The sequence below is a fragment of the Flavobacteriales bacterium genome (assembly GCA_016700415.1).
Classification (GTDB): domain Bacteria; phylum Bacteroidota; class Bacteroidia; order Flavobacteriales_F; family PHOS-HE28; genus PHOS-HE28.
The window spans coordinates 2,841,493-2,864,888 of record CP065018.1 but is presented as its reverse complement, the minus strand read 5'-3'; the positions used below and the strand labels follow the sequence as shown (position 1 = coordinate 2,864,888).

At 59.7% G+C, this 23,396-nt stretch carries 18 protein-coding genes; 5 read left to right on the top strand and 13 right to left on the bottom strand.

The window, feature by feature from the left end; all coding sequences use genetic code 11:
* Positions 1 to 15 precede the first annotated feature (15 nt).
* Genes IPP95_11925 through polA form a run of 3 tightly spaced genes read right to left on the bottom strand, consistent with a single transcriptional unit; the run spans position 16 to position 4,265 of the window.
* The gene (locus IPP95_11925) at positions 16 to 453 is read right to left on the bottom strand and encodes a hypothetical protein (GenBank protein ID QQS71885.1); all 438 of its coding nucleotides are present in this window, start codon (positions 451 to 453) and stop codon (positions 16 to 18) included.
* Positions 454 to 461: 8 nt separating this feature from the next.
* The gene (locus IPP95_11920; protein ID QQS71884.1) at positions 462 to 1,346 is read right to left on the bottom strand and encodes a hypothetical protein; all 885 of its coding nucleotides are present in this window, start codon (positions 1,344 to 1,346) and stop codon (positions 462 to 464) included.
* A gap of 57 nt (positions 1,347 to 1,403) precedes the next feature.
* Positions 1,404 to 4,265, bottom strand: a complete 2,862-nt coding sequence (gene polA, locus IPP95_11915) for a DNA polymerase I (GenBank protein ID QQS71883.1) — start codon at positions 4,263 to 4,265, stop codon at positions 1,404 to 1,406.
* A 225-nt stretch (positions 4,266 to 4,490) separates the two neighbouring features.
* Here polA and IPP95_11910 point away from each other — a divergent pair, with 225 nt between their 5' ends.
* Positions 4,491 to 5,963 (top strand): carboxylesterase family protein, encoded by a 1,473-nt coding sequence (locus tag IPP95_11910; GenBank protein QQS71882.1) that lies wholly within the window; start codon positions 4,491 to 4,493, stop codon positions 5,961 to 5,963.
* 14 nt (positions 5,964 to 5,977) lie between these two features.
* On the opposite strand, the gene IPP95_11905 is transcribed toward IPP95_11910, so the two are convergent.
* Positions 5,978 to 6,703, bottom strand: a complete 726-nt coding sequence (locus IPP95_11905; GenBank protein QQS71881.1) for a hypothetical protein — start codon at positions 6,701 to 6,703, stop codon at positions 5,978 to 5,980.
* A gap of 96 nt (positions 6,704 to 6,799) precedes the next feature.
* Here IPP95_11905 and IPP95_11900 point away from each other — a divergent pair, with 96 nt between their 5' ends.
* The 3 genes from IPP95_11900 to IPP95_11890 are packed head-to-tail and all read left to right on the top strand — an operon-like array spanning position 6,800 to position 11,196.
* A complete protein-coding gene (locus tag IPP95_11900; protein ID QQS71880.1) occupies positions 6,800 to 9,406 on the top strand; it encodes a S8 family serine peptidase in 2,607 nt (868 codons plus the stop codon).
* Positions 9,407 to 9,445: 39 nt separating this feature from the next.
* A complete protein-coding gene (locus IPP95_11895; GenBank protein ID QQS71879.1) occupies positions 9,446 to 10,204 on the top strand; it encodes a glycosyltransferase family 2 protein in 759 nt (252 codons plus the stop codon).
* Positions 10,201 to 11,196 carry a glycosyltransferase family 9 protein gene (locus IPP95_11890; protein QQS71878.1) on the top strand — a complete coding sequence of 332 codons (996 nt, stop codon included), beginning with the start codon at positions 10,201 to 10,203 and terminating at the stop codon, positions 11,194 to 11,196. Before IPP95_11895 ends, IPP95_11890 begins: the two co-directional genes overlap by 4 nt.
* A 94-nt stretch (positions 11,197 to 11,290) precedes the next feature.
* On the opposite strand, the gene IPP95_11885 is transcribed toward IPP95_11890, so the two are convergent.
* From IPP95_11885 to IPP95_11860, 6 genes are read right to left on the bottom strand one after another with little or no spacing between them, the layout of a single operon-like run.
* On the bottom strand, positions 11,291 to 12,946 hold the full coding sequence (locus tag IPP95_11885) for an O-antigen ligase family protein (protein ID QQS71877.1): 1,656 nt from the start codon (positions 12,944 to 12,946) through the stop codon (positions 11,291 to 11,293).
* 18 nt (positions 12,947 to 12,964) lie between these two features.
* Positions 12,965 to 14,635 carry a S41 family peptidase gene (locus tag IPP95_11880; GenBank protein ID QQS71876.1) on the bottom strand — a complete coding sequence of 557 codons (1,671 nt, stop codon included), beginning with the start codon at positions 14,633 to 14,635 and terminating at the stop codon, positions 12,965 to 12,967.
* A gap of 14 nt (positions 14,636 to 14,649) precedes the next feature.
* Positions 14,650 to 14,871 (bottom strand): membrane protein insertion efficiency factor YidD, encoded by a 222-nt coding sequence (gene yidD, locus IPP95_11875; protein QQS71875.1) that lies wholly within the window; start codon positions 14,869 to 14,871, stop codon positions 14,650 to 14,652.
* Positions 14,852 to 15,250, bottom strand: coding sequence for a ribonuclease P protein component (locus IPP95_11870; GenBank protein ID QQS71874.1), 399 nt, complete (start codon positions 15,248 to 15,250; stop codon positions 14,852 to 14,854). Before IPP95_11870 ends, yidD begins: the two co-directional genes overlap by 20 nt.
* A 51-nt stretch (positions 15,251 to 15,301) precedes the next feature.
* Positions 15,302 to 16,159, bottom strand: a complete 858-nt coding sequence (locus IPP95_11865; GenBank protein QQS71873.1) for a uroporphyrinogen-III synthase — start codon at positions 16,157 to 16,159, stop codon at positions 15,302 to 15,304.
* A gap of 12 nt (positions 16,160 to 16,171) precedes the next feature.
* Positions 16,172 to 16,855 carry a DUF4271 domain-containing protein gene (locus IPP95_11860; GenBank protein ID QQS71872.1) on the bottom strand — a complete coding sequence of 228 codons (684 nt, stop codon included), beginning with the start codon at positions 16,853 to 16,855 and terminating at the stop codon, positions 16,172 to 16,174.
* A 132-nt stretch (positions 16,856 to 16,987) separates the two neighbouring features.
* Here IPP95_11860 and IPP95_11855 point away from each other — a divergent pair, with 132 nt between their 5' ends.
* A complete protein-coding gene (locus tag IPP95_11855) occupies positions 16,988 to 18,202 on the top strand; it encodes an acyl-CoA dehydrogenase family protein (GenBank protein QQS71871.1) in 1,215 nt (404 codons plus the stop codon).
* 33 nt (positions 18,203 to 18,235) lie between these two features.
* On the opposite strand, the gene IPP95_11850 is transcribed toward IPP95_11855, so the two are convergent.
* The 3 genes from IPP95_11850 to IPP95_11840 form a co-directional block, all read right to left on the bottom strand.
* Positions 18,236 to 18,994, bottom strand: a complete 759-nt coding sequence (locus IPP95_11850) for a DUF481 domain-containing protein (protein ID QQS71870.1) — start codon at positions 18,992 to 18,994, stop codon at positions 18,236 to 18,238.
* Between the two features lie 241 nt (positions 18,995 to 19,235).
* Positions 19,236 to 20,933 (bottom strand): hypothetical protein, encoded by a 1,698-nt coding sequence (locus tag IPP95_11845; protein QQS71869.1) that lies wholly within the window; start codon positions 20,931 to 20,933, stop codon positions 19,236 to 19,238.
* A gap of 5 nt (positions 20,934 to 20,938) precedes the next feature.
* Positions 20,939 to 23,389, bottom strand: coding sequence for a T9SS type A sorting domain-containing protein (locus IPP95_11840; GenBank protein ID QQS71868.1), 2,451 nt, complete (start codon positions 23,387 to 23,389; stop codon positions 20,939 to 20,941).
* Positions 23,390 to 23,396: the final 7 nt, after the last annotated feature.

Below are 23,396 nucleotides of genomic sequence, written 5' to 3'. Positions count from 1 at the left end.
GCGTGACCAAGCCGGTTATTCCTTGTAGCCTACCAAGATGCCGACGCAACCGACGGTGAGCAAGTTGTTCCCGCCCTTGTCCGCCTCGGGCACGGCAATGTGGACCTTGAGCTTCTGGGTGGTGGCCACTTTGAAGTCGAAATGATCTTTGGGTGCGTCGGCACTGCTCTCGAACAGGGACTTTCCGGTTGCATCCTGCAACTGCCAGTTCACGTTGCCGAGGATGGGATGGGCGCACACCAGCAGCCGATACTCCTGGCCGCTGTAGAAGGTAAGGTCCACCTGGGCCTCTTCGCCGGGCGCCAATTGTGCGGCATTGAAGGTCTCGTTGAACTTGTAGGGTGCCATCGACGGCATGCACTTGTTCTTGGCAAAGCTGCGGCATTGCGCGTTGGAAACGGAGGGCAGTGCCACCAAGAACAGGACGGCGATGATCGTGGTAAGGTGCTTCATGACCGGTCTTAGTTGATATAGCTGGCGCGGATGGTGGCCACGGCGTCTGTGATGGACTTCAATTGGGCATCGGTGAGGGCGGCCTGCGGTGCGGTGCCACCGATGGTGGTCACCCCGTTCTCCTCGGTCACGGTGCTGTTGCCTGAGGGTACGGTCACATCGGCGAACAGGGAGTCGAGCGCCTTCAGGTCCTTCAGCACCACTCCCACGGCTGCATCGTCGGGGCTATAGGTCTCCACCAGTTCGATCAGGTCCGTGAGCGGCAGCTTCTGCTCAGCTATGCGTTGCCGCAACTCCGGTGTGTCGTGCGCTTTGGTCACTTGGCTGGCGATGTACAGCCCTTCCATCCAGCCGCCAGCCACCATCAGCGCGCTGATGTTGTCCCGCTGGTTCTCCTTCAGGTAGGCGTCCACGTGCCAGTACGTCTCGCTGATAATGCTGAGGAGCGAGTCGCGGTTGTTCCTGTTCTTCTCCAAGCGGCTCACGACCTCCTCATTGAAGGCGTTGGTCACGTCCAGCTTCTTGGCCAGCTTCTGCGCACAGCTGGTGTAGAGCATGCTTTCCTGGGTATTGTTGAACACGCTGGCATAGCTGAGGTCCGCGCCATAAATACCGAGGTTGAGGGCCTGCTTGCTCGCCGCGGTGTAGTTGTCCACGTTCTTCACGTCGTTGAGGATGTTCTTGTCGTATTCCGAACCGGCCTTCTTTAGGAGTGCGGCGGTCTCCATCGGCGAAGGGATGTTGTGGAAGATGTTCTTGGTATGCTCGGCGCGAAGCGCTGCGGTGGAGTCCACCGGGGTAACGGTGAGGTTGTCCTGTTGCGGCTGTTCGCCGCCGCATGCGGCCAACGTCAAGGTCGCGATCGTGGCGTAAATGATGGAGTTCGGTCGCATGTGGGCTTACTTCGGAATTGATGAACGGGGTAAAGGTGCCTATCCGAAAGGTCCGGATCAATGGGCCTCCAGCCAGTTTTTCCCCACGCGCATGTCAACAACGAGCGGTACGGCCAAGGCAAGCGCTCCTTCCATCAACTCTTTCACCATCGCCATCAGCTCTTCCTCCTCTTCCAACAAGCAGTCGAACACCAGTTCGTCGTGGACCTGCAGGAGCAATTTGCTTTTCATGCGTTCCGCCCGGATCTTGTCATGGATCCTGATCATGGCCACCTTGATGATGTCCGCCGCGCTGCCCTGCATGGGCGCATTGATGGCCACCCGCTCCGCCGCCGCACGCACGGTGTTGTTGCCACTTTGGATGTCCGGCAGGTAACGCCGGCGCCCCATCATGGTCTGCACGTATCCGTGCTCCCGGCAGAAACCGATCATCTCGTCCATGTAGCCTTTCACGCCGGGGAATTCCGCGAAGTAGCCGTCGATGATGCCCTGTGCCTCCCCGCGCGGGATGCCGAGGTTCTGGCTGAGGCCGAACGCGCCTTGCCCGTAGGCTATACCAAAGTTGACGGCCTTGGCACGGCCACGCTGTTCACGGGTTACCGCTTCGATGGGCGTATTGAACACCTTGGCCGCCGTGGCCGCGTGGATGTCCAGCCCTTGCCGGAAGGCCTCTTGCATGTTGGCGTCGCCGCTCATGTGCGCAATGATGCGCAGTTCGATCTGCGAATAGTCCGCGCTGAGCAGGCCGTAATTTTCATCACGCGGCACGAAGGCCTTGCGGATCTCACGGCCCTTCTCCGTGCGGATCGGGATGTTCTGCAGGTTCGGCTCATCACTGCTCAACCGGCCCGTGGCCGCCACGGCCTGACGGTAGTTGGTGTGGACGCGGCCGTCCGCAGGGTCCACGGCGAGCGGAAGCGTATCCACATAGGTGCCTTTCAACTTCCGCAGGCTACGGTAGTCCAGGATCAAAGGGATGACGGCATGTTCGTGGGCCATGGCGCTCAGCACGTCCTCGCTGGTCTGGTACTGGCCGGTGCGTGTCTTCTTCGGCTTCTCGCCGCCAAGCTTCAGCGTCTCGAACAGCACATCGCCTAACTGCTTGGGCGAATCGATATTGAATTGTACGCCGCAGGCCGCGATGATCTTCTCCTGCAGGACCAGGATGTCCTCGCCCAGTTCCTTGCTGAAGGCGTTCAATGCGTCCACGTCCAGGCGGATGCCCTCGCGCTCCATGTCCGCCAACACGCGCACTAGCGGCATCTCCACTTCCTTGAAGAGTTTTTCCTGTTCCTTTTCCTTCAGTTGAGGCGCCAGTTTTTCATGGAGCTGCCAGGTGATGTCGGCATCTTCCGCGGCATATTCCGCCACCGCTTCCACGGGCACGTCGCGCATGGTCTTCTGGCCTTTGCCTTTCGGCCCGATCAGATCGGTGATCGGCTTCGGCCTGTAGTGCAGGATGGTCTCGGCCATGTAGTCCATGCCGTGCCGCAGGTCGGATTCCAGCAGGAAGTGCGCGAGCATGGTGTCGAACTGCGGGCCTTTCACGCTGACGCCGTAGCGCTCCATCACCAGCATGTCATACTTGAGGTTCTGCGCCACCTTTTCGATCTTCAGGTCCTCCAGCACGGCACGGAAGCGCTCCACAACGGGCTGTGCATGCTCCTTCCCGGCGGGCACCGGGACGTACCATCCTTCATGTGCTTTCCAGCTGAAGGAGAGGCCCACCAGCTCCGCATTCTGCACGGAGAGGGCGTCGGTCTCGGTGTCAAAACAGAATTTCTCCAGCACGGTCAGCTCCTTAGCCAAGGCCGTCTGTCTTTCAGGCGTGTCGGCGATTCGGTAATCGTGCGGGGTGGTGGTGAGGTCGGCCATGGCAGCACTTCCCATCCCCCCCTCGTTTCCCTCCCTTCCATCGCCTCCCTCACCTCCTTCACTCCCGAACATGCTGATCTGGTCCGCATGCACTGCCGCCTTTTTGCGTGCTGCGGGCGCGGCTTCCACTTGTGCATCTACGCCCAGTACGGCCTTCAACAGACTGCGGAATTCCAGTTCGCTGAACACCTCCTTGATCTTCTCCTCGTCCGGCGGATCCAGGTGCAGTGCGGTATGGTCCACCTCCACAGGTGCGTCCACCAGGATGGTGGCCAACGCCTTGCTCATCCGGCCCTGCTCCGCGAAGGCGATCACGTTCTCCTTCTGCTTGCCCTTGAGCTGCTCCACACCGTCGATGACGCCTTCCAAGCTGCCGAACTGTTTCACCAGCTTCATGGCGGTCTTCTCGCCGATGCCGGGAATGCCGGGGATGTTGTCCACCGCGTCGCCCATCAGGCCGAGGATGTCGCGCACCTGATCGGTGTTCTCCAGGTCCCAGCGCGCGCAGACTTCCTTCGGCCCCAATAGTTCTGGTGGCGCGCCACTGCGGCCGGGCTTATACATTAAGATCTTCCCGGTCACCAATTGTCCGAAGTCCTTGTCGGGCGTCACCATATAGGTGGTGTAGCCTTCCCTTTCCGCTTTCTTGGCCAGTGTGCCGATCACATCGTCCGCCTCGTAGCCGTCGCTTTCGATCACCGGGATGTTGAATGCCTCAATGATGCGGCGGATATACGGCACGTTGCTGCGGATGTCGTCCGGCATCTCCTGCCGGTTGGCTTTGTATTCAACGTGCGTGATGTGCCGTTCGGTGGGCGCGGCGGTGTCGAATACCACGGCGATGTGCGTGGGTTTCTCCCGCTTGATCAGGTCCATCAACGTCAGCGTGAAGCCAAAGGCCGCGCTGGTATTCATCCGCTGGCTATTGATGCGCGGGTTGCGGATGAAACTGAAATAGGCGCGGTAGATCAAGGCGAAGGCGTCCAGGAGAAAGAGGCGCTTGTCCTCATTGTTATTACCGGCGTTATCAAGGGTAAGGGACATGCCTTTGGATATGGAATTGGGATCGGGCCGTGAAGGTAGCGGCAGTTGAACAGTACGAACATGGAAAGTCGGCGGTCCTGGACCCTGGCACGGCAACCATTGACACTGGCACGAGAGGACGGCCGTTGGCCGGAGGTTCGTGCCGGCCTAACTCTAGCGCCAGTTCTTGGGTTCTCTGGCCTAACTCCCTCTCCAGTACATAACTTGCAGTTCTACACAACATCCATGACCGGACGCTCGCTCACGTTGCCGCTGCTTTTCCTGCTTTCACAGGCGGCTTGCACCCAGAACTATGTCACGCCCGATCAATTCGCCTTCCGCGTGGACAGCAACCTGGTCTATGGCACCGCCCCGAACTACCTCGGCGTCCCGGTGACGTTGACGCTGGACCTGTACAAGCCGATCGGCAACACGGACGATGCCCGTCCCTTGCTCGTCTTGGTGCATGGCGGTTCCTGGTTGGCCGGTTGCAAGAACGACGGCAACAGCGGGGTGGTGGGTTTGGCGCGTGCTTTTGCCGGCCGTGGCTATGTGGTGGCCAGCGTGAACTATCGGCTGGGCTATCAGAAGGCGGCCTATGTGCCCACTCCGGCAGGGCCGCCCGTATGGCCAGGGGCATACCTCAGCCTGTACGCGGCGGACACCTTGGAAATGGTGCGGGCGCTCTACCGGGCGCAACAGGACGTGAAGGGGGCGATCCGCTGGCTGAAAGCGCGTGCTGACATCGACAGTACCTGCGCTGATAAGACCTTCGTGGGCGGTGAGAGCGCCGGTGGTTTCAACGCGCTGGCGGTGGGCTTCTTGGACCGGCCGGAGGAAAAACCCGCCTCCTGCGGTGATCTCCCCGACGCGCCCGTGCCCGGCGCGAACCTGCTGAACCAGACCGGCTACGCCTGCGGGCTGCAGACATGGACCCCGACCGGCACCATGCTCCAACGTCCTGACCTTGGCCCCGTTGACGGCACGTTGAACCTGAACGGGACGGATGCGCGCGTCCGTGGCGTGGTGAACCTGTTCGGCGGCGTGCCCACGGATGCGATCGCACTGGACTGGTGGCAGGGCGTGGATACACCGAGCGTCTACCTCTTCCATCAGAGCTGCGATGGCATCGTCCCCTTCAACGTCGGAAGGCCGTACCAGACCATGTCCGGATACTGCAACCTCGGAGCAACTCCATGGCACTACACCTATCCCATCATTCTCGGCAGTAATGCGATCAAGGCCACGTTCGAGGCGATGCCCGATCCGCCCAATTTCACCACGGACTTCATCTCCTGCGATCCCTTCAACAGCGACATCGCTGTGATCGATTGCATACGGTACGGCAACAACGGCAGCTATCATGCGCCGGGCAACCTGGTCCAGCGTGCCGCCAACATCGCCGCTTTCCTGGAACCGTTGGCCAGTGGTCCGTCCAACTGTTCGGTCACCGGTATCGCGGAACAAAGTCCGCCGGAAACGCGCGTATTCCCTCAACCGGCAACGGACCAGGTACAAGTGATCGATCCAAGGTTAGAAGGGAAGGTGGCCTTACGGATGATCGCCATGGACGGGCACATGGTCGCGGAAAAGAGCATTCGTGATGCGCACGGAAGCGTGGAATTCACGTTCGGGAAAGAGGTGCCGGACGGCATTTACCTGCTCCGGTTCCAAGCGGATGAAGGCATGGGGTCGGTGCGCGTTCTCCTGCAGCGGTAAGGCGGGTTCCCACGTCAGAAGGAGAATCCGACGTTGAAGCTCAAGGCACTCGAGTTCACGCCGCGTTCAACGAGCTCGTTGCGATAATTGATCCGCATCAGCTCGTAAACACTGTGCTTTTGCAGATCCAGCCCAAAGCCGAGCAGCAGGGCCGTGCTTTCCCCGGTCCGGATGCTCACGCCAAGACCCGCGTTCAGCATGATCCCCTCCGTCCTGAAATCTTCCGAGGCATTGAAGGATGTGCCGAAGTCAACCGCTAAATAGGGCGAGATCTTACGGTCCAAGGGGGTGTAGCGAACATGCAGGAAGAAGGGCACGAACAACGTGGTCTCGCCGGAACCCGTGTAAGCCCTGACGCCCACGCCGATACCGGTCATCAAGTGGGGGTTGAAACGGTAGCCGTTGATGAAATTGAATTTCGCCCGGTCCTCCCCGTACAGTCCCACGCCGATGCCATAACCCACCTGCACCAGGCCCTCATAGCCTTTCCCGATCCCGGCGTTCGCCACGGAGGACCTCACGGCCGGCTCCTTCGTGATCTTCTCCACCTCATCCATCGGATATACGAAGACGCTCTTGTCCGCAGTCTCCACCTTGATGGAAACACCGGGCACCTGCTCGATCACCATTCCGCGGATGATGCTGCCGTTCTTCAGGTAAACAACATCCTGCATGCCTTTTTGGGCCATGGCGGCAAGCGACATTAAAAGTGCAAATGCTAATACGATGGATCTTCCCATGCTGCTCATGGTGGTCGAATTTCACGCAAGAATAATCATTAAGTCCTGATGGACCCGGGCCACGAATGCCAAGCCCGGAGCGTCTAATTTTGGACCATGCTCCTGAAGAGATCCCTGTTTTTCCTGTTCCTGTCGGGATGTGCCGCCACGGTGCTCCCACAAGCCGCCATCGTACCCGGCGACATCCTTACGATGCTGCGCCCCGGAGCCACCCCGGACGATGTGGTGAAGGATCTGGCTATCGTGGACGGTAGATCCACTTCGCTTCACCTGATGAGGGAGGTGTCCGCACCGATGCGGGCGTGGCTCTTCCATTTCGATACCGCCGCGGTGGACCAGGCAGTGATGCTGCGGACGTTCCAAGGCCATCCGGCCGTACAGCTTGCACAGAACAATCATATCGTGATGGAACGGAACACGCCGGACGACCCGCAGTTCGGGCAGCAGTGGCAGCACCAGAACATCCAAAGCGAACTGGCTTGGGACATCACCACCGGTGGTGTTACGGCCGCGGGCGATACCATCGTGGTGGCGATCATTGAAAAAGCGGACCTGGGCCATCCGGATCTGGCCGCGAACGCTTGGATCAACCGTGGGGAGATCCCGGGCAACGGGATTGACGATGACGGCAACGGCTATGTGGACGATGTGCGCGGCTGGGATCCCGTGGCCGGGAACGACGCGGTCTATTCCGGCGGGCACGGCACGGAGGTGGCCGGCATGATCGGTGCCGTGGGCAACAACGACAGCTTAGTGGTAGGCGCCAACTGGCACGTGAAGATGATGCCGGTGAACTATCAGGATGCCGAAGAGGCCAACGTGATCACGGCTTATACCTACCCCTTGATCATGCGCAGGCTTTACAATTCCACCAATGGTGCGAAAGGCGCCTTCATCGTGGCCACGAACGCCAGTTGGGGCGTGGACGGCGGGCAGCCTGCGGACGCCCCGCTCTGGTGCGCGGTGTACGACACGCTGGGAACGGCCGGTGTGCTCAACTGCGGTTCCACCACTAACAATAACGTGGACGTGGACGTGGTCGGCGACCTGCCCACGGCCTGCCCAAGCGATTTTATGATCAGCGTTACCGCCACCAACAGCAGCGACGTGCGGACCTTCTCCGGCTATGGTGCCACCACCGTTGATGTGGGTGCCCCGGGAGCTGGCGTGTTCACGACGCACATCGGTGGGGGCACCGGTTCCGCCAACGGCACCTCGTTCGCCAGCCCGCTTACCGCCGGGGTGATCGCCCTGATGTACAGCGTGCCTTGCGTCAGTTTGGCCTCCATCGCCCACAACGACCCGGAGGAGGCCGCACTACGGGTGCGCGAAGCCCTGTTCGCCGGTGTGGACCAAGTGGGCAACCTGCCGGGGAACACGGTCACCGGAGGGCGCATCAATGCCTATAACAGCGTGCAACTGCTGATGGACAGTTGCGCTGCCTGTCCGGTACCGTACAACCTCACGGCCACCAGCAATGCCATCGGGGAGGCCGTGATCGGCTGGAGCGCATTGCCGGGAACATATGCTCTGCGCTACCGCCTTCCGGGCAGCACGGAATGGACCACGGTCCCCGGGAGCACAAGCCCCGAGCTAGCGCTCACCGGTCTTGCCGTATGCCAAGCCTATGAGTTCCAAGTAGCAGCCGATTGCGGCACCGATGTGAGCGCGTTCAGCCCCACGCTCCTCTGGACCACCGAAGGCTGCTGCACCGCCCCGCTCAGTATCACGGCAACGGCGGTCGATACCATGGGCGCGACCATCGCATGGACCACCGTGCTCGCGTCCAACGCCTATGACCTGCGCTACCGTGTTTTGGGCACTTTTCCATGGACGGAGCTGGATGGCCTCAGCGGGAACAACACCACGATCTCCGGTCTGGCCCCGTGCTCGGACATCGAGGTGCAGATGCGCAGCACCTGCGACGGCACAACGGCTGATTGGTCCACTTCCACGGCGCTGCATGTCCCGGGATGTGGCCAGTGTGTTGAAGGTGTGTTCTGCACCAGCCGGGGTAGCAGCGCCGCTACGGAATGGATCACCCGGGTGAAGGTGAACGGCATCGACCGGACCTCCGGAAGCGATGGAGGTTATGCGGACATCACCACCACGGAACAGACCACGGGGCTCTCCATCGACCTGCCATATCCGATCATTCTCACCCCCGGCTATGCCACCAGTGCACATTATCCGGAATACTTCACCGTGTGGCTGGACATGGACCGCAACGGGCAGTTCACGCCCGACGAACTGATATTCGATGCCGGCAATACGGTGACCGAGGAGCTGAACGGCATCCTCACCGTCCCCGCCACCGCCACCGCCGGTCCTGCGCGGATGCGGGTGGTGATGAAGTACAATGCGGCCCCGGACAACGGCTGCACCACCTACGACTACGGCGAGACGGAAGACTATTGTGTCACCCTGATGTTCGGGACCGCCGGGATCGATGAGGTGCCCACTTCAATGGCCGTCCGGATCTACCCACAGCCGGCCGACGACCTTCTCCATATTGCCGTGGGGCATACGGGGGCACTGGACCTGATGGTGACGGACGCGGCCGGAAGAACGGTGCTGGAACAGCAGTTCAACAAGGGGAACGCTATTGTGGGCACGGAGCGATTGGGTACGGGCATGTACCTCTACCGCATCTTGGACCAGGGTGCGGCGATCGCCCGTGGCAGCTTCATGGTCGCCCATTGAAGCGTGTTGTTTGACAGCGGCCCGGCTACCTTCGGCGCGATGGAGATCTCGGTCGTTATCATCACCTTCAACGAGGAGCGCAACCTCGCGCGTTGCATCGCTTCGGTGAAGCAGGTGGCCGATGATGTGGTAGTGGTGGATTCCTTCAGCATGGACGCCACGGAGAAGATCGCCTTGGAACACGGCGCACGCTTCGTGCAACACGCCTTTGAGGGCCACATCGAGCAGAAGAACTGGGCCATCACACAGGCAAAGTACCCGTGGGTGCTCTCCTTGGACGCGGACGAAGCGCTCGATGAAGAGCTCATCCGGTCCATCCTGGAAGTGAAGCGCGGGGCACCTTCCGCGGACGGGTACAGCATGGCGAGACTGACGAATTACTGCGGCACCTGGGTCCGCCATGGCGGATGGTACCCGGACATCAAGTTGCGCTTGTGGGACAGCCGGAAAGGCCTTTGGGGCGGAACGAACCCGCACGACCAGTATGAGATGGAACCGGGCTCGCGGACCATTCGCTTGACCGGAGATCTGCTGCATTACAGCTACAATTCGATCAGTGACCACCTGCGACAGGTGGACTATTTCACCGGTATCTCTTCGAACGCCCTGTACCAACAAGGCCGGAAAGCGGGCTTGGTGAAACTGCTCATCAGCCCCATCGCGAAGTTCATCGGGGACTACCTCTTCCGTGGCGGCTTTCTGGACGGATACCACGGCTTTGTGATCGCGCGGATCAGCGCCCACGCCACGTTCCTCAAATACGCCAAGCTGAAGCAGTTGTGGCGCGAAAAGGCATGAGCATTCCCGGCACCGTGATCTTGAGCCGGCCGGACAACCTCGGCGATGCGCTGCTCACACTGCCCATGGCGGGTGCGATCAAGGCCAAGGCGCCCGGCACGCGCATCATCGCCCTAGTGAAGCGATACACCATGCCGCTATGGGCGCACTGCGTACATGTGGACGAGGTCTTGGCATTGGAAGACCTGCAAGAGGCCGGTCCAAGAGTCCCGGAGGTTTTGCGGAAGACAGGTGCTGAAGCGATCGTCCATGTCTTCCCGCACCAGGAAGTCGCACGCTGGGCCAAGCAGGCGGGCATCACGCGACGGATCGGAACCAGCCACCGTCTTTGGCATTGGACCACCTGCAACGAACGGGTCCATTTCAGCCGCAAGAACAGCGACCTGCACGAGGCGCAATTGAACTTCAAGCTGTTGGCGCCGTTCGGCATCGCCGTGCCGGAGGATGTAAGCTCATTGATCCCGTTGATCGGCCTTCATGTGCCGCAACCTGATACGACCGTGCTTGAACAACTTCGGACGGACCGGATCAACGTCATTCTGCACCCGTTGAAGGTGACCGGGGCCGCATGGGGCTTGGAGAACTTCGGAAAGCTCATGCAGCTCCTGGACCCGGAACATTACCATGTGCTGCTAACCGGCACGCGAACGGAGGCCGAGATCTATCGCAAGGCGCTCCCGGTCGAGCTTCCCCATGTCACGGACACCGGCGGCAAACTCTCGCTGACACAGTTGATGGCCTTGATCGGCAAGGCCGATGCGCTGATCGCGGCGAGCACCGGCCCGTTGCACATCGCGGCAGCGGCGGGCATCCGCACCGTCGGACTGTTCAACATGAAGCGGCCCCTCCATCCGGGCCGTTGGGCGCCGTTGGGCAAGGATGCGCATGTGCTGGTCCAGGACCCTGATTGCCCGCGATGCGTGAAAGGCGAGGTGTGCGATTGTATCACACGGATCCCACCGGAACGGGTGCTGGACCTTCTACCGAAATAATACCACGTGGAACTAGAAATACGCCCAACCTGCTCGCTCTTTTCCGCCCAAGCTTCTTCAAGAAATAGTTCCGTAGCTATGGCTATGCAACGATTTATTGCCCCGCAGCATTGCGGGGCGCCTGATCAAAAAATAGCTTCGCATCTTCGGACGTATTTCTAGTTCCGCATGGTATAGGCGGTGCGGCAAAGACGAACAGCGCGTAGTACAGCGCGAAGAAGGTGGCGCCCATCTGCGTTTCGAGCGTGTCCTCGCTAAAGCAGGACAGCAGGAAAATGATCCCCCAGGCGATGAACAAGGGGTGCCGGAAAGCGTTCAGCCGCCATGCGGGCCACCACCAGGAGAAGAGGCTCCACAACAGACCGAACACGCCGAAGCTGATCAGAAGGGTGAGGTATTGGTTGTGCGCGCGCAACCGCCACTTCCCCGCCAAGGGGCTTTGCTCGGCAGCATATGCGGCATCGAAGGCCAGTTGCGTATCGCCGGTACCCGCACCGGTCAACCAGTGTTCCTTGGCGATCCCCAGCCCGACACGCTGGAACTCCATGCGCATGGTGACCGAATGCCCGTTGGGATCCCCGGACGCTCGATAAGTGTCCAGCTCGTACAGCACCTGCTCGATGCGTGCGCGCATGGCGCCTTGCCGACCTTCATCCACGCTGGTCATGCCGTTCTCGATCCGCTCCACATCGGTCGGTGACAGGGCCTGGATGCCGGTGGAATCCTTGCGCATACCCATACTCGCGAGGTAGCGCACCAAGGTGGAGCGCAAGGGCTGGCCAAGCTTGTCCTTCCCTAGGAATTTAATGTCGCTGCGCCGGTCCCATGTCCGCTTCATTTCCTTGTCCGCCACGTTGATCCACACATAATGGCCGTTCTCGCGCTGGGGGTCGCGCAGGTCGTGGTAGTACACCTCTCCGCCTGCGCTGGCATTGTCCAAGTGGTCGAGCTGCGTGGGGTCGGTATGCCAATAGTCCTGCACGCAGGAGCGCAGGTAGAGCGTGCTTCCCGCTGCCCCGGCAATAAAGACAACCACCGCTGCGATGCGCCATGTAGTGCTTCTCTGCCTGACCAGTTGCCAAAGGAAGTAGAGGCTCAACACAGCTAGCACAGGCAGGGCGATCAAGCTGCTGAGCTGGTCCATGAACCAGAGACACAAGAGGATCGCGGCCACATGTGCCGACCGCAGCAGCCATGTGCGCGGCCAGTAATACACGAACACGGCGATGCTGAAGCAGAGCATCAGCGACAGGCGGATGTGACTGATGAAGGGAGAGAGTTCCCTGTAGTTGCCCTGTGCCAATACACCATGGCGCATCGCCAAGCAGGCGATCGTGCTGGCCGTGGCGCTCCATGCGCCCAACAGCAGCAGGTCGCGTAATTGGCGTGCGCTCAATTTCGGTGCGGTGGACAGCACCGATCCGAATATGAACACCGGCAGCAGGATCCGGCAGAGGTCCAGACCCCACTTCAGGTCGGTGGTCCACAACAGGCCCAATAGGTTCAACCCGAAAAAAGAAAGAAATACCGCGCTCTCCTTCGTGGTGAAGCCGCGCTTGAAACGTCCGCCCAGATCACGTGTGGCGATGCCTTCCCACAGCCAGTTCACCCCCAGGATGATCTGCGAAAGGCTGAGCAGGAACTCGGACCATGGCAGCATGATCAGCGCCAAGCCCAAGGCACCCAGATGGATGCGCCAATGGACCCCGGTGCCGACAGTACCGGGAAGGCGCATCGCTTGCTCGGCCATTGCGCGGGAGTGCCGTTCCTAGTTCGCCTTGTAGGTGCCTGCCAGCACTTCCTTGTACGCGGGGCCGTTGATCACGGTGAGCGCCTCTTTCACCGCAGGGTCGGAGCCCAGCATCGCTTTGGCCCGGCCGGTCTGGTAGTAGTAGCGGCCCACCAGTTCACTCTTGAGCACCTCCTCGATCTCCGGCCGGAACCGTTCGAGTTCCTCCGCGCGGTCCGGGTCCAACCGGGTGCGCAACGCATCTATAGCGTCCTTGGAATGCTCGTAGTACCGCTCCTTCTTCGCATTCGCCACCAGCTTGTCCAGGTCGTCCAAGCTCTCGGTGTGGTACTCGAATTTCTTGTCCTTCACGAAAGTGAGGAACTGCTGGTAGATATCCTCGGTGATGGTGAACCGCTCCGGCGGCGGGATGGAATCATGCGTCCACTGGTACTGGTTGGCGAAGTCGAAGAAGAGGTCCGCCTGGTAAAGCCCGCCCACGATCTTGGGCAGTGGGGGCAGGTCCACTGCGATGTCCGGAGCGATGCCGCGCCCGTCATACACCGGCCGGCCATCGGCGGTCTTGAACGCGAGGATGGTGGAGTCCGCCTTGATGACCGCTTTGCCCTCCTTGTCATGGTGGGCATAATCGACCTTTTGAATGCAACGGCCGCTGGGGATGTAGTACTTCGCCACGGTCACCTTCAGCTTGCTGTTGTAGAAAAGGTCCCGTGTCTGTTGCACGAGGCCTTTCCCATAGGTGCGGTGGCCCACGATCACAGCGCGGTCCAGATCCTGTAGCGCACCAGTGACGATCTCGCTGGCGGAAGCCGAGCCGGTATCCACCAGGACCACCAAGGGCATCTCCTTGTCCAAGGGCTCGCTCAAGGTCTTGTAGGTCTTGTCCCACTCGGAGATCTTGCCCTTGGTCTCCACCACGGTCAGCCCCTTCGGCACCCAGATGTTCACGATGTTGATCGCTTCGCGGAGCAGCCCGCCGCCATTGCCGCGAAGGTCCAGCACCATCTTTTGGGCGCCTTGCTCCTTGAGCTCGGTGAAGGCTTTGCGGACCTCCTGCCCGGCGGTCTGGGTAAAACTGTTGAGCTTGATATAACCCACCTTGTTCCCTTGGTCAATAAAGCCACTGTATGGCACGTCCGGGATCTTGATCTCCTCCCGTGTCAACGCATGGTCCTCCGGCGCCTGCCCATCGCGGCTGGTGACGATGTTCACCTTGGTGCCGGCCTGTCCCTTCAGCAGCTTGCTCACGTCCTCGGTGTCCATGCCCTTGGTATCGCGCCCGTCCACTTTCAGGATCAGGTCGCCTGCCTTGATACCGTTGGTCATCGCCGGGTAGCCCTCGTAGGGTTCGCTCACCATCACCCCGTCGTCCTTCTTGCGGATCATGGCCCCGATGCCGCCGTACTGCCCGGTGGTCATGATGCGGTAATCCTCCATGTCGCTCTCGGCGATGTACTGGGTGTAGGGGTCGAGGCTTTCGAGCATCGCGTCGATCCCCGTATCGATCAGCTCGCCGGGGTTGACATCGTCCACGTAATAGATGTTGATGTTCTTGTAGAGCTCATTGAAGATCTCCAGGTTCTTGCCCACCTCGAAGTAATTGTCGCCCGCGGCGATGGTGAACGCCCCGCCCGCCGCGACGGCCAGTATGATGGCGGGTTTCTTCCAGGAATTGAACGGGTTCTTCATGTACAGTATCGTTATCAGGGAACGGGGTCGTGGCCGTGGCCTCCCCACGGATTGCAAGATAGGAAGCGCTTCAACGTGAGCAGGCCGCCGCGCCACGGGCCATGTTTGCGCAGTGCCTGCACCCCGTAGTCGGAGCAGGTGGGGGTGTAGCGGCAGGAACCGGGGAGCAACGGGGAGATCATTCCTTGGTAGAGGCGGATGAGCGCGATGAACAACTTACGGATCAGCGCCGACATGTTCCTGGGTCCAACGGTCGAAGATGCGCGTTATTTTCTCCCGGGTCTCCTCCCAGGGCAGCGGGCTGCTCCCTTGGAAGATCAGGAGCCAGGCACATTGGCTGTTCTTGGCGGTCAGCTGCTCGTACCACGTTTGCTTGTTGAGCCGGTAGGCCTCGCGCATGAGCCGGCGCTGGCGGTTGCGGTCCACGGCCAATTTCACATGCCGTTTGGGGATGGCGAAGGCCACCTGCGCCGGGGCAATGGTGTCCAAGGGCATCAACAGGCCAACGAGGCGAAAGGGATGGACCTTGACCACCTTGCCGGTAGTGGCCACTAATTTCAAACGGTCGCGGCCGGTAAGGCGTTCGTGCTTGCGAAAGGTGGGGCGCTGGGGCATGTGGCCGATCAACATTGGCGGTGTGGCCGGGACCGGTCATGGTGCCCCGTGTCACTTCTTGCCTCCCTTGGCGGACTTGGCGGCTGCCTTTTTAGCGGGCTTCGCGGCTTTTTTCGCCGGTGCGGCGCGCTTGGCCTTGGCTTCGGTCTTGGCGGTCTTGGCCTCGATCTTGGCACCGTTCTTCAGGAAGAGTTCGATGGCACCCGTCATGGAAGGGGCCTCGGGCAGCGGTGCCTCGATGTCCAGCCTCAGCCCGGCTTCGCGCACGGCTTTGGCCGTGGTGGGGCCGAAGGCGGCCATCACCGTGTCCTTCTGCTCGTAGTCCGGGAAATTCTTCCGCAGGCTTTCGATGCCGCCGGGACTGAAGAACACCAGCATGTCGTAATGCACGTTGCGCATGTCGCTGAGGTCGCTCGCCACCGTGCGGTAGAACACTGCGTTGGTATAGTCCACGCCGGCCTTGTCCAGCAACTTGGGGATCTCCGGCTTCTGGATGTCGGAACCGGGCACGAGGAACTTCTCGCCCTTGTGCTTCTTGATCACGTCCATCAGGTCGCTGAAGGTCAGCCTCCCGATAAAGACCTTCCGCTTGCGGTATACGATGTACTTCTGCACGTAGTAGGCCACGCTTTCCGAGACGCAGAAGTACTTCATGGACTCGGGCACCGTGAGGCGGAGCTCCTTGCACATGCGGAAGAAGTGGTCCACCGCGTTGCGGCTGGTGAGCACGATGGCGCTATGGTCCAGCACGGTGATGCGCTCCTGCCGGAACTCCTGGCCGGGTACCGCCTCGATCTTGATGAACGGCTTGAAGTCGATCTTCAGGCCGAACTTCTTCGCCAAGGCAAAGTAGGGCGAACGCTCGTCGGTGGGGGCCGGCTGAGTGACGAGAATGGTCTTGATCTTCAAGTTCCGCGCTGCTTAAAGGTTGTGCGAAGGAGGAACGAATTGTCGGGCATGTTCAAGCGCGAGCGCGACCGGCAGGATTTCGAAGGCGCAAATGTAAAGGAAAATATATCGCAGGGGTACCCCGTTGCCCACCCCGATGCTGGTCGCCCGGACCCATCGGAAGGCGACGGTCAAGGTGATGACAGCCGCCCCGAGGACCCATGCCCACTCCCGCCAGGCCACCCTCCAGGGGAAGGACATCAAGGTGACGACCGGAAGCAGCAGCAGGCCCATCACCACATGCATCACGATCACGGTATAGAGGTATTCCTCCGTTCCGCCATCCGTGGCAGGGAGTACCGCGATCGCCCGCAACAACACCACCTGTGCCACGATCACCGCCGCCACCATCAGGAGGATCCGTCCAAACTCCTTGATCCCATGGGGTATCCAGCCATGAAAGAGCAGGACCTGGTAGGCGAACATCGCGATCACCAGCGTGGACAGCACCACTAAGCCGGTCAACGTCCGGTCCCGCAGGTCCAGGTCCTCACGAAGGCGATGTTTACCCAGCCTCAGCGCCCCGAAGGAACGCCCGAGGACCGTCCACTGCTTGGGCGAGACCATGTTCACCCAGGCTATAATGCCCAAGGCCAAGAGCAGAACGCCTGCCAGCCAACCGGAACTCAAGGCGTCCACTGCCCGTACCTGGTCCATTGCGCCGCGAAAGTAGGGTCTTGACATCCGTTGTGCTATTGACAGTTGGCAGTTGCAGTCAGCAGTTGGCAGCGGCAGCTACTGACGGCCTTTCACTTGGACGGAGTAAATTCGCGGCCTTCAAGCCCTCCCATGAGCACCAAAGCCAAAGACCCCGCGCGCAACGCCACCGACCTGTACCAAGCCCACGACCATTACCTGATGGACGAGCTGCTCACCGATGAGCACAAGCTGATCCGCGATACCACGCGGAAGCACGTCAGCAAGCACATCAAGCCCATCATCGAGGAGAGCTTCGAGAAGGCCGAGTTCCACCCGGAGATCATTCCCGGGCTGGCGGAGATCGGTGCGTTCGGCCCCAACATCCCCACGGAATACGGCGGCATGGGCCTGGACCAGATCAGCTACGGCCTGATCATGCAGGAGATCGAGCGCGTGGACAGCGGCCTGCGCAGCCTCTGCAGCGTGCAAGGCAGCTTGGTGATGTACCCGATCTGGAAATACGGCAATGAGGAACAGCGCATGAAGTGGCTGCCCAAGCTCGCCGCCGGTGAGATGATCGGCTGCTTCGGCCTCACCGAGCCGGACCACGGCAGCAACCCCGGCGGCATGGTCACCACCTTTCAGGACAAGGGCGACCACTACCTGCTGAACGGCGCCAAGATGTGGATCAGCAACAGCCCCATCGCGGACATCGCGGTGGTGTGGGCCAAGGCAGAGAACACCGAGGGCCGCATCCATGGCCTCGTGGTGGAGCGGGGCATGGAGGGCTTCACCACCCCCACCACGCACGGCAAGCTCTCCCTGCGTGCCAGCCCCACCGGCGAACTCGTGTTCGACAATGTGAAAGTGCCCAAGGCCAACCTGCTGCCCAACAAGAGCGGGCTCGGCGCACCCTTAGGCTGTTTGGACAGCGCACGCTACGGCATCTCCTGGGGCACCCTCGGCGTGGCCTTGGAATGTTATGACACCGCCCTGCGCTATAGCAAGGAACGCATCCAGTTCGGCAAACCGATCGGGCAGTTCCAGCTCACGCAGAAGAAGCTCGCCGAAATGATCACTGAGATCACCAAGGCCCAACTGCTCACCTGGCGCTTAGGCGTGCTGAAGAACGAGAACCGCGCCACCACCGCGCAGATCAGCATGGCCAAGCGCAACAACGTGCATTTGGCCCTCACCGTGGCCCGCGAAGCGCGGCAGATCCTCGGCGGCATGGGCATCACCAACGAGTACCCCATCATGCGCCACATGATGAACCTCGAAAGCGTGGTGACCTACGAAGGCACGCACGACATCCACCTGCTGATCACCGGCCACGAGGTGACCGGATTGGCGGCGTTCAAGTAAGGGCGGAAGATCTTCCGCCCTTACGAACGCCGTTCAGAACCGGTACCCGAACAAATTGTTCCAACTGTAGGTGAGCGAGGGCACGCCCTCCGGCTGCGCGCTGTCCTTCAACAGGTTCAGGCGGCTTTCCAGGGTCATGTGCTTGGTGACGTTGATGAGCAGGCCGCCCTCCACGGCGATGCGGTGGTCGCTGGCGTCGAAGAGCTTGGGCTGGTAATAGACAACGGTGGTCAAGCTGGCCATGCCGGTGAATTTGAGCGTCGCTGAAACATAGCTGCTGCTGCGCCACAGCGTGGTGATGGGACCGTCGGTGACATCCTCCCGTTCCAGCATCACCGCCGTGCCGAGGTTCACCCGCATCTTGGCATTGTCCACGGCGGTGAAGCGCGGGCCGGCACCGATCATCAGGCGCAGGTCCAAGCGTAGCGGCTTGTTGTACTGCGATTGGGCGAAGGCCTCGCCGGTCCACGTGGAGTCCACGCGGTAGTTGTAGCGCAGGTGCTGGAAACCGGTGTTCAGGAACTCGTTCGCCTCCACCTGGCTGAAGGAAATGTCGTTGATGAACATGTAGCGGCTTCGCCCTTCGATGTGTTGGACCGCACCGTTCAAGCCGACGTTCAAAGAGCGCTGTCCGCTCTCGGCCACATTGAAGCGGAAGTTCACGAAGCCGGTCCAAGGCACGGTATCGTTCATGAAGCGGCGCCCTTCGATGTTCACCACCTGCGCCTGCGATATTCCGCCCAAGATGATCGAAAGAAAGAGCAGTAAGATGAAGCGGGCGCGAAAGGACATGGAGCGTGCAAAAATGGCCATCCTGAAGGGAATCACTTGCGACAGGTGCAAGGGAAACCTTACGATGTCCCGAACGATCAATGCCAAGGGTCGTCTCCCCTCCTTCCTTCAAGGAGGGGCCGGTCGCACTTCGCCATAGCGGGTGCCTACTTCGCCGAAGTGGCTACGAAGGCCGAGTCGGCGACGGCGCGGGGTGGTTCAGTGGTCAGTTCCGGCAAATGAATGCATTGAGCGGTGAGGCCTACTCCACCACCATGCTCCCACTACAAGACCGGCGCCCATTGGTAAGCGTGACATTGTAAAACCCCGGTACCGCATCGAACACGTCCAAGTGGACCGCCTCCCCGGTCATGTCCATGGGCTGCTCCAGCACCATGCGGCCCGTGCTGTCGTAAATGCGCAGGACCAGATCGCGCTCGTTGGCGAAGGCATCGGGCATTTCCAATTGGAAGCTGCCCCGGTTGGGGTTGGCATAGATGTGCAGGCCATCGGATCCCATAGATTGAGTCGGAATGCTGGTGGCCAAGGAGTGCTTGGCGATGAATGCGTCCTTCCAGCCGAAGGTGTTGTACGTCATATTGCCAAAGGTGATCGGTAAGTAGGGTGGCCAATCTGTACTCACCGGAAAACCTCCAGCCAGGTAAATGCCATCATAAGCCGGGACTATACTGCTGCCAAATGCCGAACCGACATCACTATCGATCCCCAGGCATTCTCCTGTTTCCGAGAACGTTGCAAGCATCAGATCAAAAGTGGTAGCAGTGTGAGTGATACCATCCCAATTCACCGTACCAACCATTGAACCGACTGCATAAAGTCCCCCACCGGGGCGCAGGGAAAGGGCAGTAAGGCTTACCGTGCCGCCAATGGATTCATAGCCACGGACCCAAAGGAGAGTCCCGGATGTATCGTACCTCGCAATGAAACCTGCGGAGCCTGCCCCCGGAGCATCAAGCGTATCGGTGCCAAATACCCCGACACCGTAGCCCCCAGCTATGAATGCTTGGCCCATTTCATCAAGAACAAAGAGGTGTGGCGACCGCCGGTCCGCGGGGCCCAGAGGCCATCCATCCGTTGTGAACCATCCCAGATCGCCATTATTCGAATTCAGCCTGAACAGGGCATAGCCGCCACCACTTAGGCCGGTCACCACACTATCGCCGACCAGTAAAGTATCCGAAGCGTTATCCATGTAAAGCGCATTGTACACAAATGCATCTCCGTTCCAAGTGTGCATTTCAAGGGGATCTAACATGGGAGAGGTGCCATTATAAGTAGACACCATGCGGGTCCATAAAGTATCACCGGATGAATTGTAGGCTGAAGCAAACGTACCTGGAGGCACCTCTCTTCCAGCCAGATGATTCACCGGAAGTGTAGCCGTATGCCCAGCAATAAGTATTCGAGCTTGGTCATCAACTGTTACAGCCCCGATATCGCAGCTACGTTGGCTGTCGAACCCACTGAATGCCACGTTCCGCGCCCACTGGCAATGTCCATCCAGATCCCATTGGGAAAGAAAGGCAGCGACATTTGAACCGGTTGAAAGTGAGACCGTATCAAGACTGCAAGAATTTACGTACCCCCCGACCACATAAAGTTTCTGCGAAACTGGATCCAGAAATGCATTATTGATCTCAATTCCTATAATGCTCGTGCAGCTTCGCAACCATTGTAGTGTGCCATCTGTGCTGAACTTTGCCAAATAGGTGCTGTGGTTGGCTTCCTGTAGGGTGTCCGGTCCTATGTACAGCCCATAAGCCTCACTGTTCCAATGACTGTCATAACGGCCATAGAGATACACAGCCCCGGTTGCATCGGTTCCGGCAATGGCGGCGGTTTCGTCACCCGGCCCACCAATTTGCTGGGACCACTGCCATGTTTGGGCAGCAAGTAGCTGGGAGAGAAAGCAGAGCGTGAGGAGGAGTGCGGTACGCATGATGTCTATGGTTTTACGATCCGTTGTCGCAAGGTCCGGTCGGACGACCGCACCACTACTGTGTATGTGCCGGAGGCTAGCGGCGCCATATCCAGCGCACAGCTCATACCGCTGAAGGGTTGCCCAAGGATCTCTTTTCCCTCGCTGTTCAAGAGCAGGAGATCCCAATGCGCATTTCCATCCAGTGCAGACCCTGTAAGTTGCACCTTCACCTGTTCGCTTGCCGGGTTTGGGAACACATCAAGTTGAATGGAAAATTCCTTGAAGTGGAAGTCCAGCGGCACTTCCTTCTTCTCCGTATTTGTCGGGCTGCGATAACCTGAAGCGCCTCCTTGGGTTTGTTGAACGGAGAAAAGTTGCGCCCCGCTTATCTCATCACAAGTCAAATTGAGGGGAACGGTGTAGATGTGGCATTCACTGCTCGTTGTGGCATGGAAGCCGGGCTTCAAGTGTACCTCGTAACGGGCTTTCAGTTCGGAAGACCCGGCTATGGTCACATCCTCGGCGGTCAGTGTGGACAAGCCGCTGTGGTCCTCGGTAGTGCCGGATGGGATAACGATATTGTCCAGCACCACATCGTAGCGGTATTGCAAGGAGTTCAGGATGTAGGTGTGATTCGCTTCAAAAGCATCGCTCCCGTCTTCGCCGGCCCAACCCGAACCGGTCCACTGGGAGGCATAAGCGCCCACCTCCAAGGTCTGAATGGTGCCGTCCTTGGTGTTGCCAGGATCGGTCAATAGAGATTCCGCACGTTCATTTAAGGAGGGAAGCGGATCCTTTCCCCGGATCTCGAAGTAGCCGTCGTCATCTGTGTAGGTGTAGTAGTTGTAGTAGATGGGATTCGGGCGGTTCTGTAGCGGCTTAGCAGGTGCCACAATAGCCCCACCCAAAAGGACAGCTCCGGCAATACCCTCACTGGTTTGGTTCACCACTTGGCCCGTAAGGGTGCCGAAGGTCCACGGCGTTGAGCCTTCATCGGCATGTGTGGTGTTGTTCACCGGATGCATGTACGGGTTGAAGTAGCGGTCGTTCATATCCAAAGCAGCGGGCACGGGCGCCATGGGGGCGGGTGCTGGCGGGTTGGCGGCATAGGCCGCGAAGGTGGCGGCCACCAGCTTGCGGGATCCCTCCCAACCCGTTTGGCCGGGTGCGGGATTAGGGTCCGCGCCGCCAAAGCGCAGCAGGCCGAAGTAGCGCTCTTTGAACCCCGGTAGCGAGATATATGTGGGATCCGTGGGGTTCGTGTTGTTCGCGTTCGGGTCGGTTACCCATTGGTTGTGGAAGATCCACCAGGAATAACCCGCGCAACGGCTGTCCCGGATGGGGAGGAAGGTGTTCTCCACAAAGTCCTGTTGGTCCTGTTCATCCCCCCAGCATGCCAATGGGTAATGGAGATAGGGATTAGGGTTGGTATAGTCAGGCGGGTGCAACGGGTCCTCGGCCGAGAAACCGGTCTCGTCCAAGATGTAGGGCTTTTTCAAGTAACGGTCATAGAAGCGGAAGTTGTTGAGGTACCGCTCGGTCATGCTCTGTTTGTAGGTCGCAGGGTCTTCGTAGATATCCGGCCCGGGATACCAATGGATGGATGCATAGTCGACGGGGAAGATCATGGGGTCCCATCCGTTGCGGAAGACATCCTGAAAGAAGCCCGCGCCCACGCAGGTCAAGTGGTCCGGATCTGCCGCTTTCGTCACATCGTTCCACGAGGTGACGAGTTCGCATAGATCATGCCTGGTCCGTAAAGTTGGGATATTGGCGGAGGCCAAGGTGGGCTCGCCCGCAAATTCATAGCCGATCAAATTATGCACTTGATGGGCGTGAATGAATGATGCGAACGCCTGTAAAAAGGCGATCTGGTCGTTGTTCATGGCATCCCCCACCGTGGCCGTGACAATGGCATCGCCGGTCACCACTTCCACGCTCACCTTCATGTCCAAGCTGTTCGCCATGGTGCATGTCTGGAGGATCATGTCAAAATACTTGGCACAGACCGGATTGATGGCGGGATCACCGGAATAGGGCGGGTACATGTTGACGTATTCGTTGTCATTCGGTAGCGGATAGAGATCGATCTTCACCGTGAAACCCGCTTCCAACGTCTTCTTTATCACGAAATTGATAAGCCGCACGGTGTTGAAGCCATCCGCCTTCATCTCTTTGAGGTCTTGGAGAACGCTAAGGGCACCTTGGTCCACCGGAAAATCATACTCCTCATCAGCGCAATAGAAAACATAGCGGCCAAAGCCGACATGTTCGTCCATGAACGTTTCATCCGGATCCACAGGTAGTACTGTAGTGCCGAAGTAATACAAGTCCAGATAGTAGCTCATCATCACCGGGTAGAACGGTTCGCCATGCTCATCCATGAACTGATCACCTTGCAGCGTGATGTACTGCGCCTGGGCAAACAGTGCGCCAAATAGCAGGCTTAGCAGGAAGACGATGGAACGTGCCATTGCGCTG

Excerpts from the sequence above, each read along its gene's own strand:
- IPP95_11925 (QQS71885.1), bottom strand. The coding sequence starts at position 453 with ATGAAGCACCTTACCACGATCATCGCCGTCCTGTTCTTGGTGGCACTG.
- IPP95_11920 (QQS71884.1), bottom strand. The coding sequence starts at position 1,346 with ATGCGACCGAACTCCATCATTTACGCCACGATCGCGACCTTGACGTTG.
- polA (QQS71883.1), bottom strand. The coding sequence starts at position 4,265 with ATGTCCCTTACCCTTGATAACGCCGGTAATAACAATGAGGACAAGCGC.
- IPP95_11910 (QQS71882.1), top strand. The coding sequence starts at position 4,491 with ATGACCGGACGCTCGCTCACGTTGCCGCTGCTTTTCCTGCTTTCACAG.
- IPP95_11905 (QQS71881.1), bottom strand. The coding sequence starts at position 6,703 with ATGGGAAGATCCATCGTATTAGCATTTGCACTTTTAATGTCGCTTGCC.
- IPP95_11900 (QQS71880.1), top strand. The coding sequence starts at position 6,800 with ATGCTCCTGAAGAGATCCCTGTTTTTCCTGTTCCTGTCGGGATGTGCC.
- IPP95_11895 (QQS71879.1), top strand. The coding sequence starts at position 9,446 with ATGGAGATCTCGGTCGTTATCATCACCTTCAACGAGGAGCGCAACCTC.
- IPP95_11890 (QQS71878.1), top strand. The coding sequence starts at position 10,201 with ATGAGCATTCCCGGCACCGTGATCTTGAGCCGGCCGGACAACCTCGGC.
- IPP95_11885 (QQS71877.1), bottom strand. The coding sequence starts at position 12,946 with ATGGCCGAGCAAGCGATGCGCCTTCCCGGTACTGTCGGCACCGGGGTC.
- IPP95_11880 (QQS71876.1), bottom strand. The coding sequence starts at position 14,635 with ATGAAGAACCCGTTCAATTCCTGGAAGAAACCCGCCATCATACTGGCC.
- yidD (QQS71875.1), bottom strand. The coding sequence starts at position 14,871 with ATGTCGGCGCTGATCCGTAAGTTGTTCATCGCGCTCATCCGCCTCTAC.
- IPP95_11870 (QQS71874.1), bottom strand. The coding sequence starts at position 15,250 with ATGCCCCAGCGCCCCACCTTTCGCAAGCACGAACGCCTTACCGGCCGC.
- IPP95_11860 (QQS71872.1), bottom strand. The coding sequence starts at position 16,855 with ATGGACCAGGTACGGGCAGTGGACGCCTTGAGTTCCGGTTGGCTGGCA.
- IPP95_11855 (QQS71871.1), top strand. The coding sequence starts at position 16,988 with ATGAGCACCAAAGCCAAAGACCCCGCGCGCAACGCCACCGACCTGTAC.
- IPP95_11850 (QQS71870.1), bottom strand. The coding sequence starts at position 18,994 with ATGTCCTTTCGCGCCCGCTTCATCTTACTGCTCTTTCTTTCGATCATC.
- IPP95_11845 (QQS71869.1), bottom strand. The coding sequence starts at position 20,933 with ATGCGTACCGCACTCCTCCTCACGCTCTGCTTTCTCTCCCAGCTACTT.
- IPP95_11840 (QQS71868.1), bottom strand. The coding sequence starts at position 23,389 with ATGGCACGTTCCATCGTCTTCCTGCTAAGCCTGCTATTTGGCGCACTG.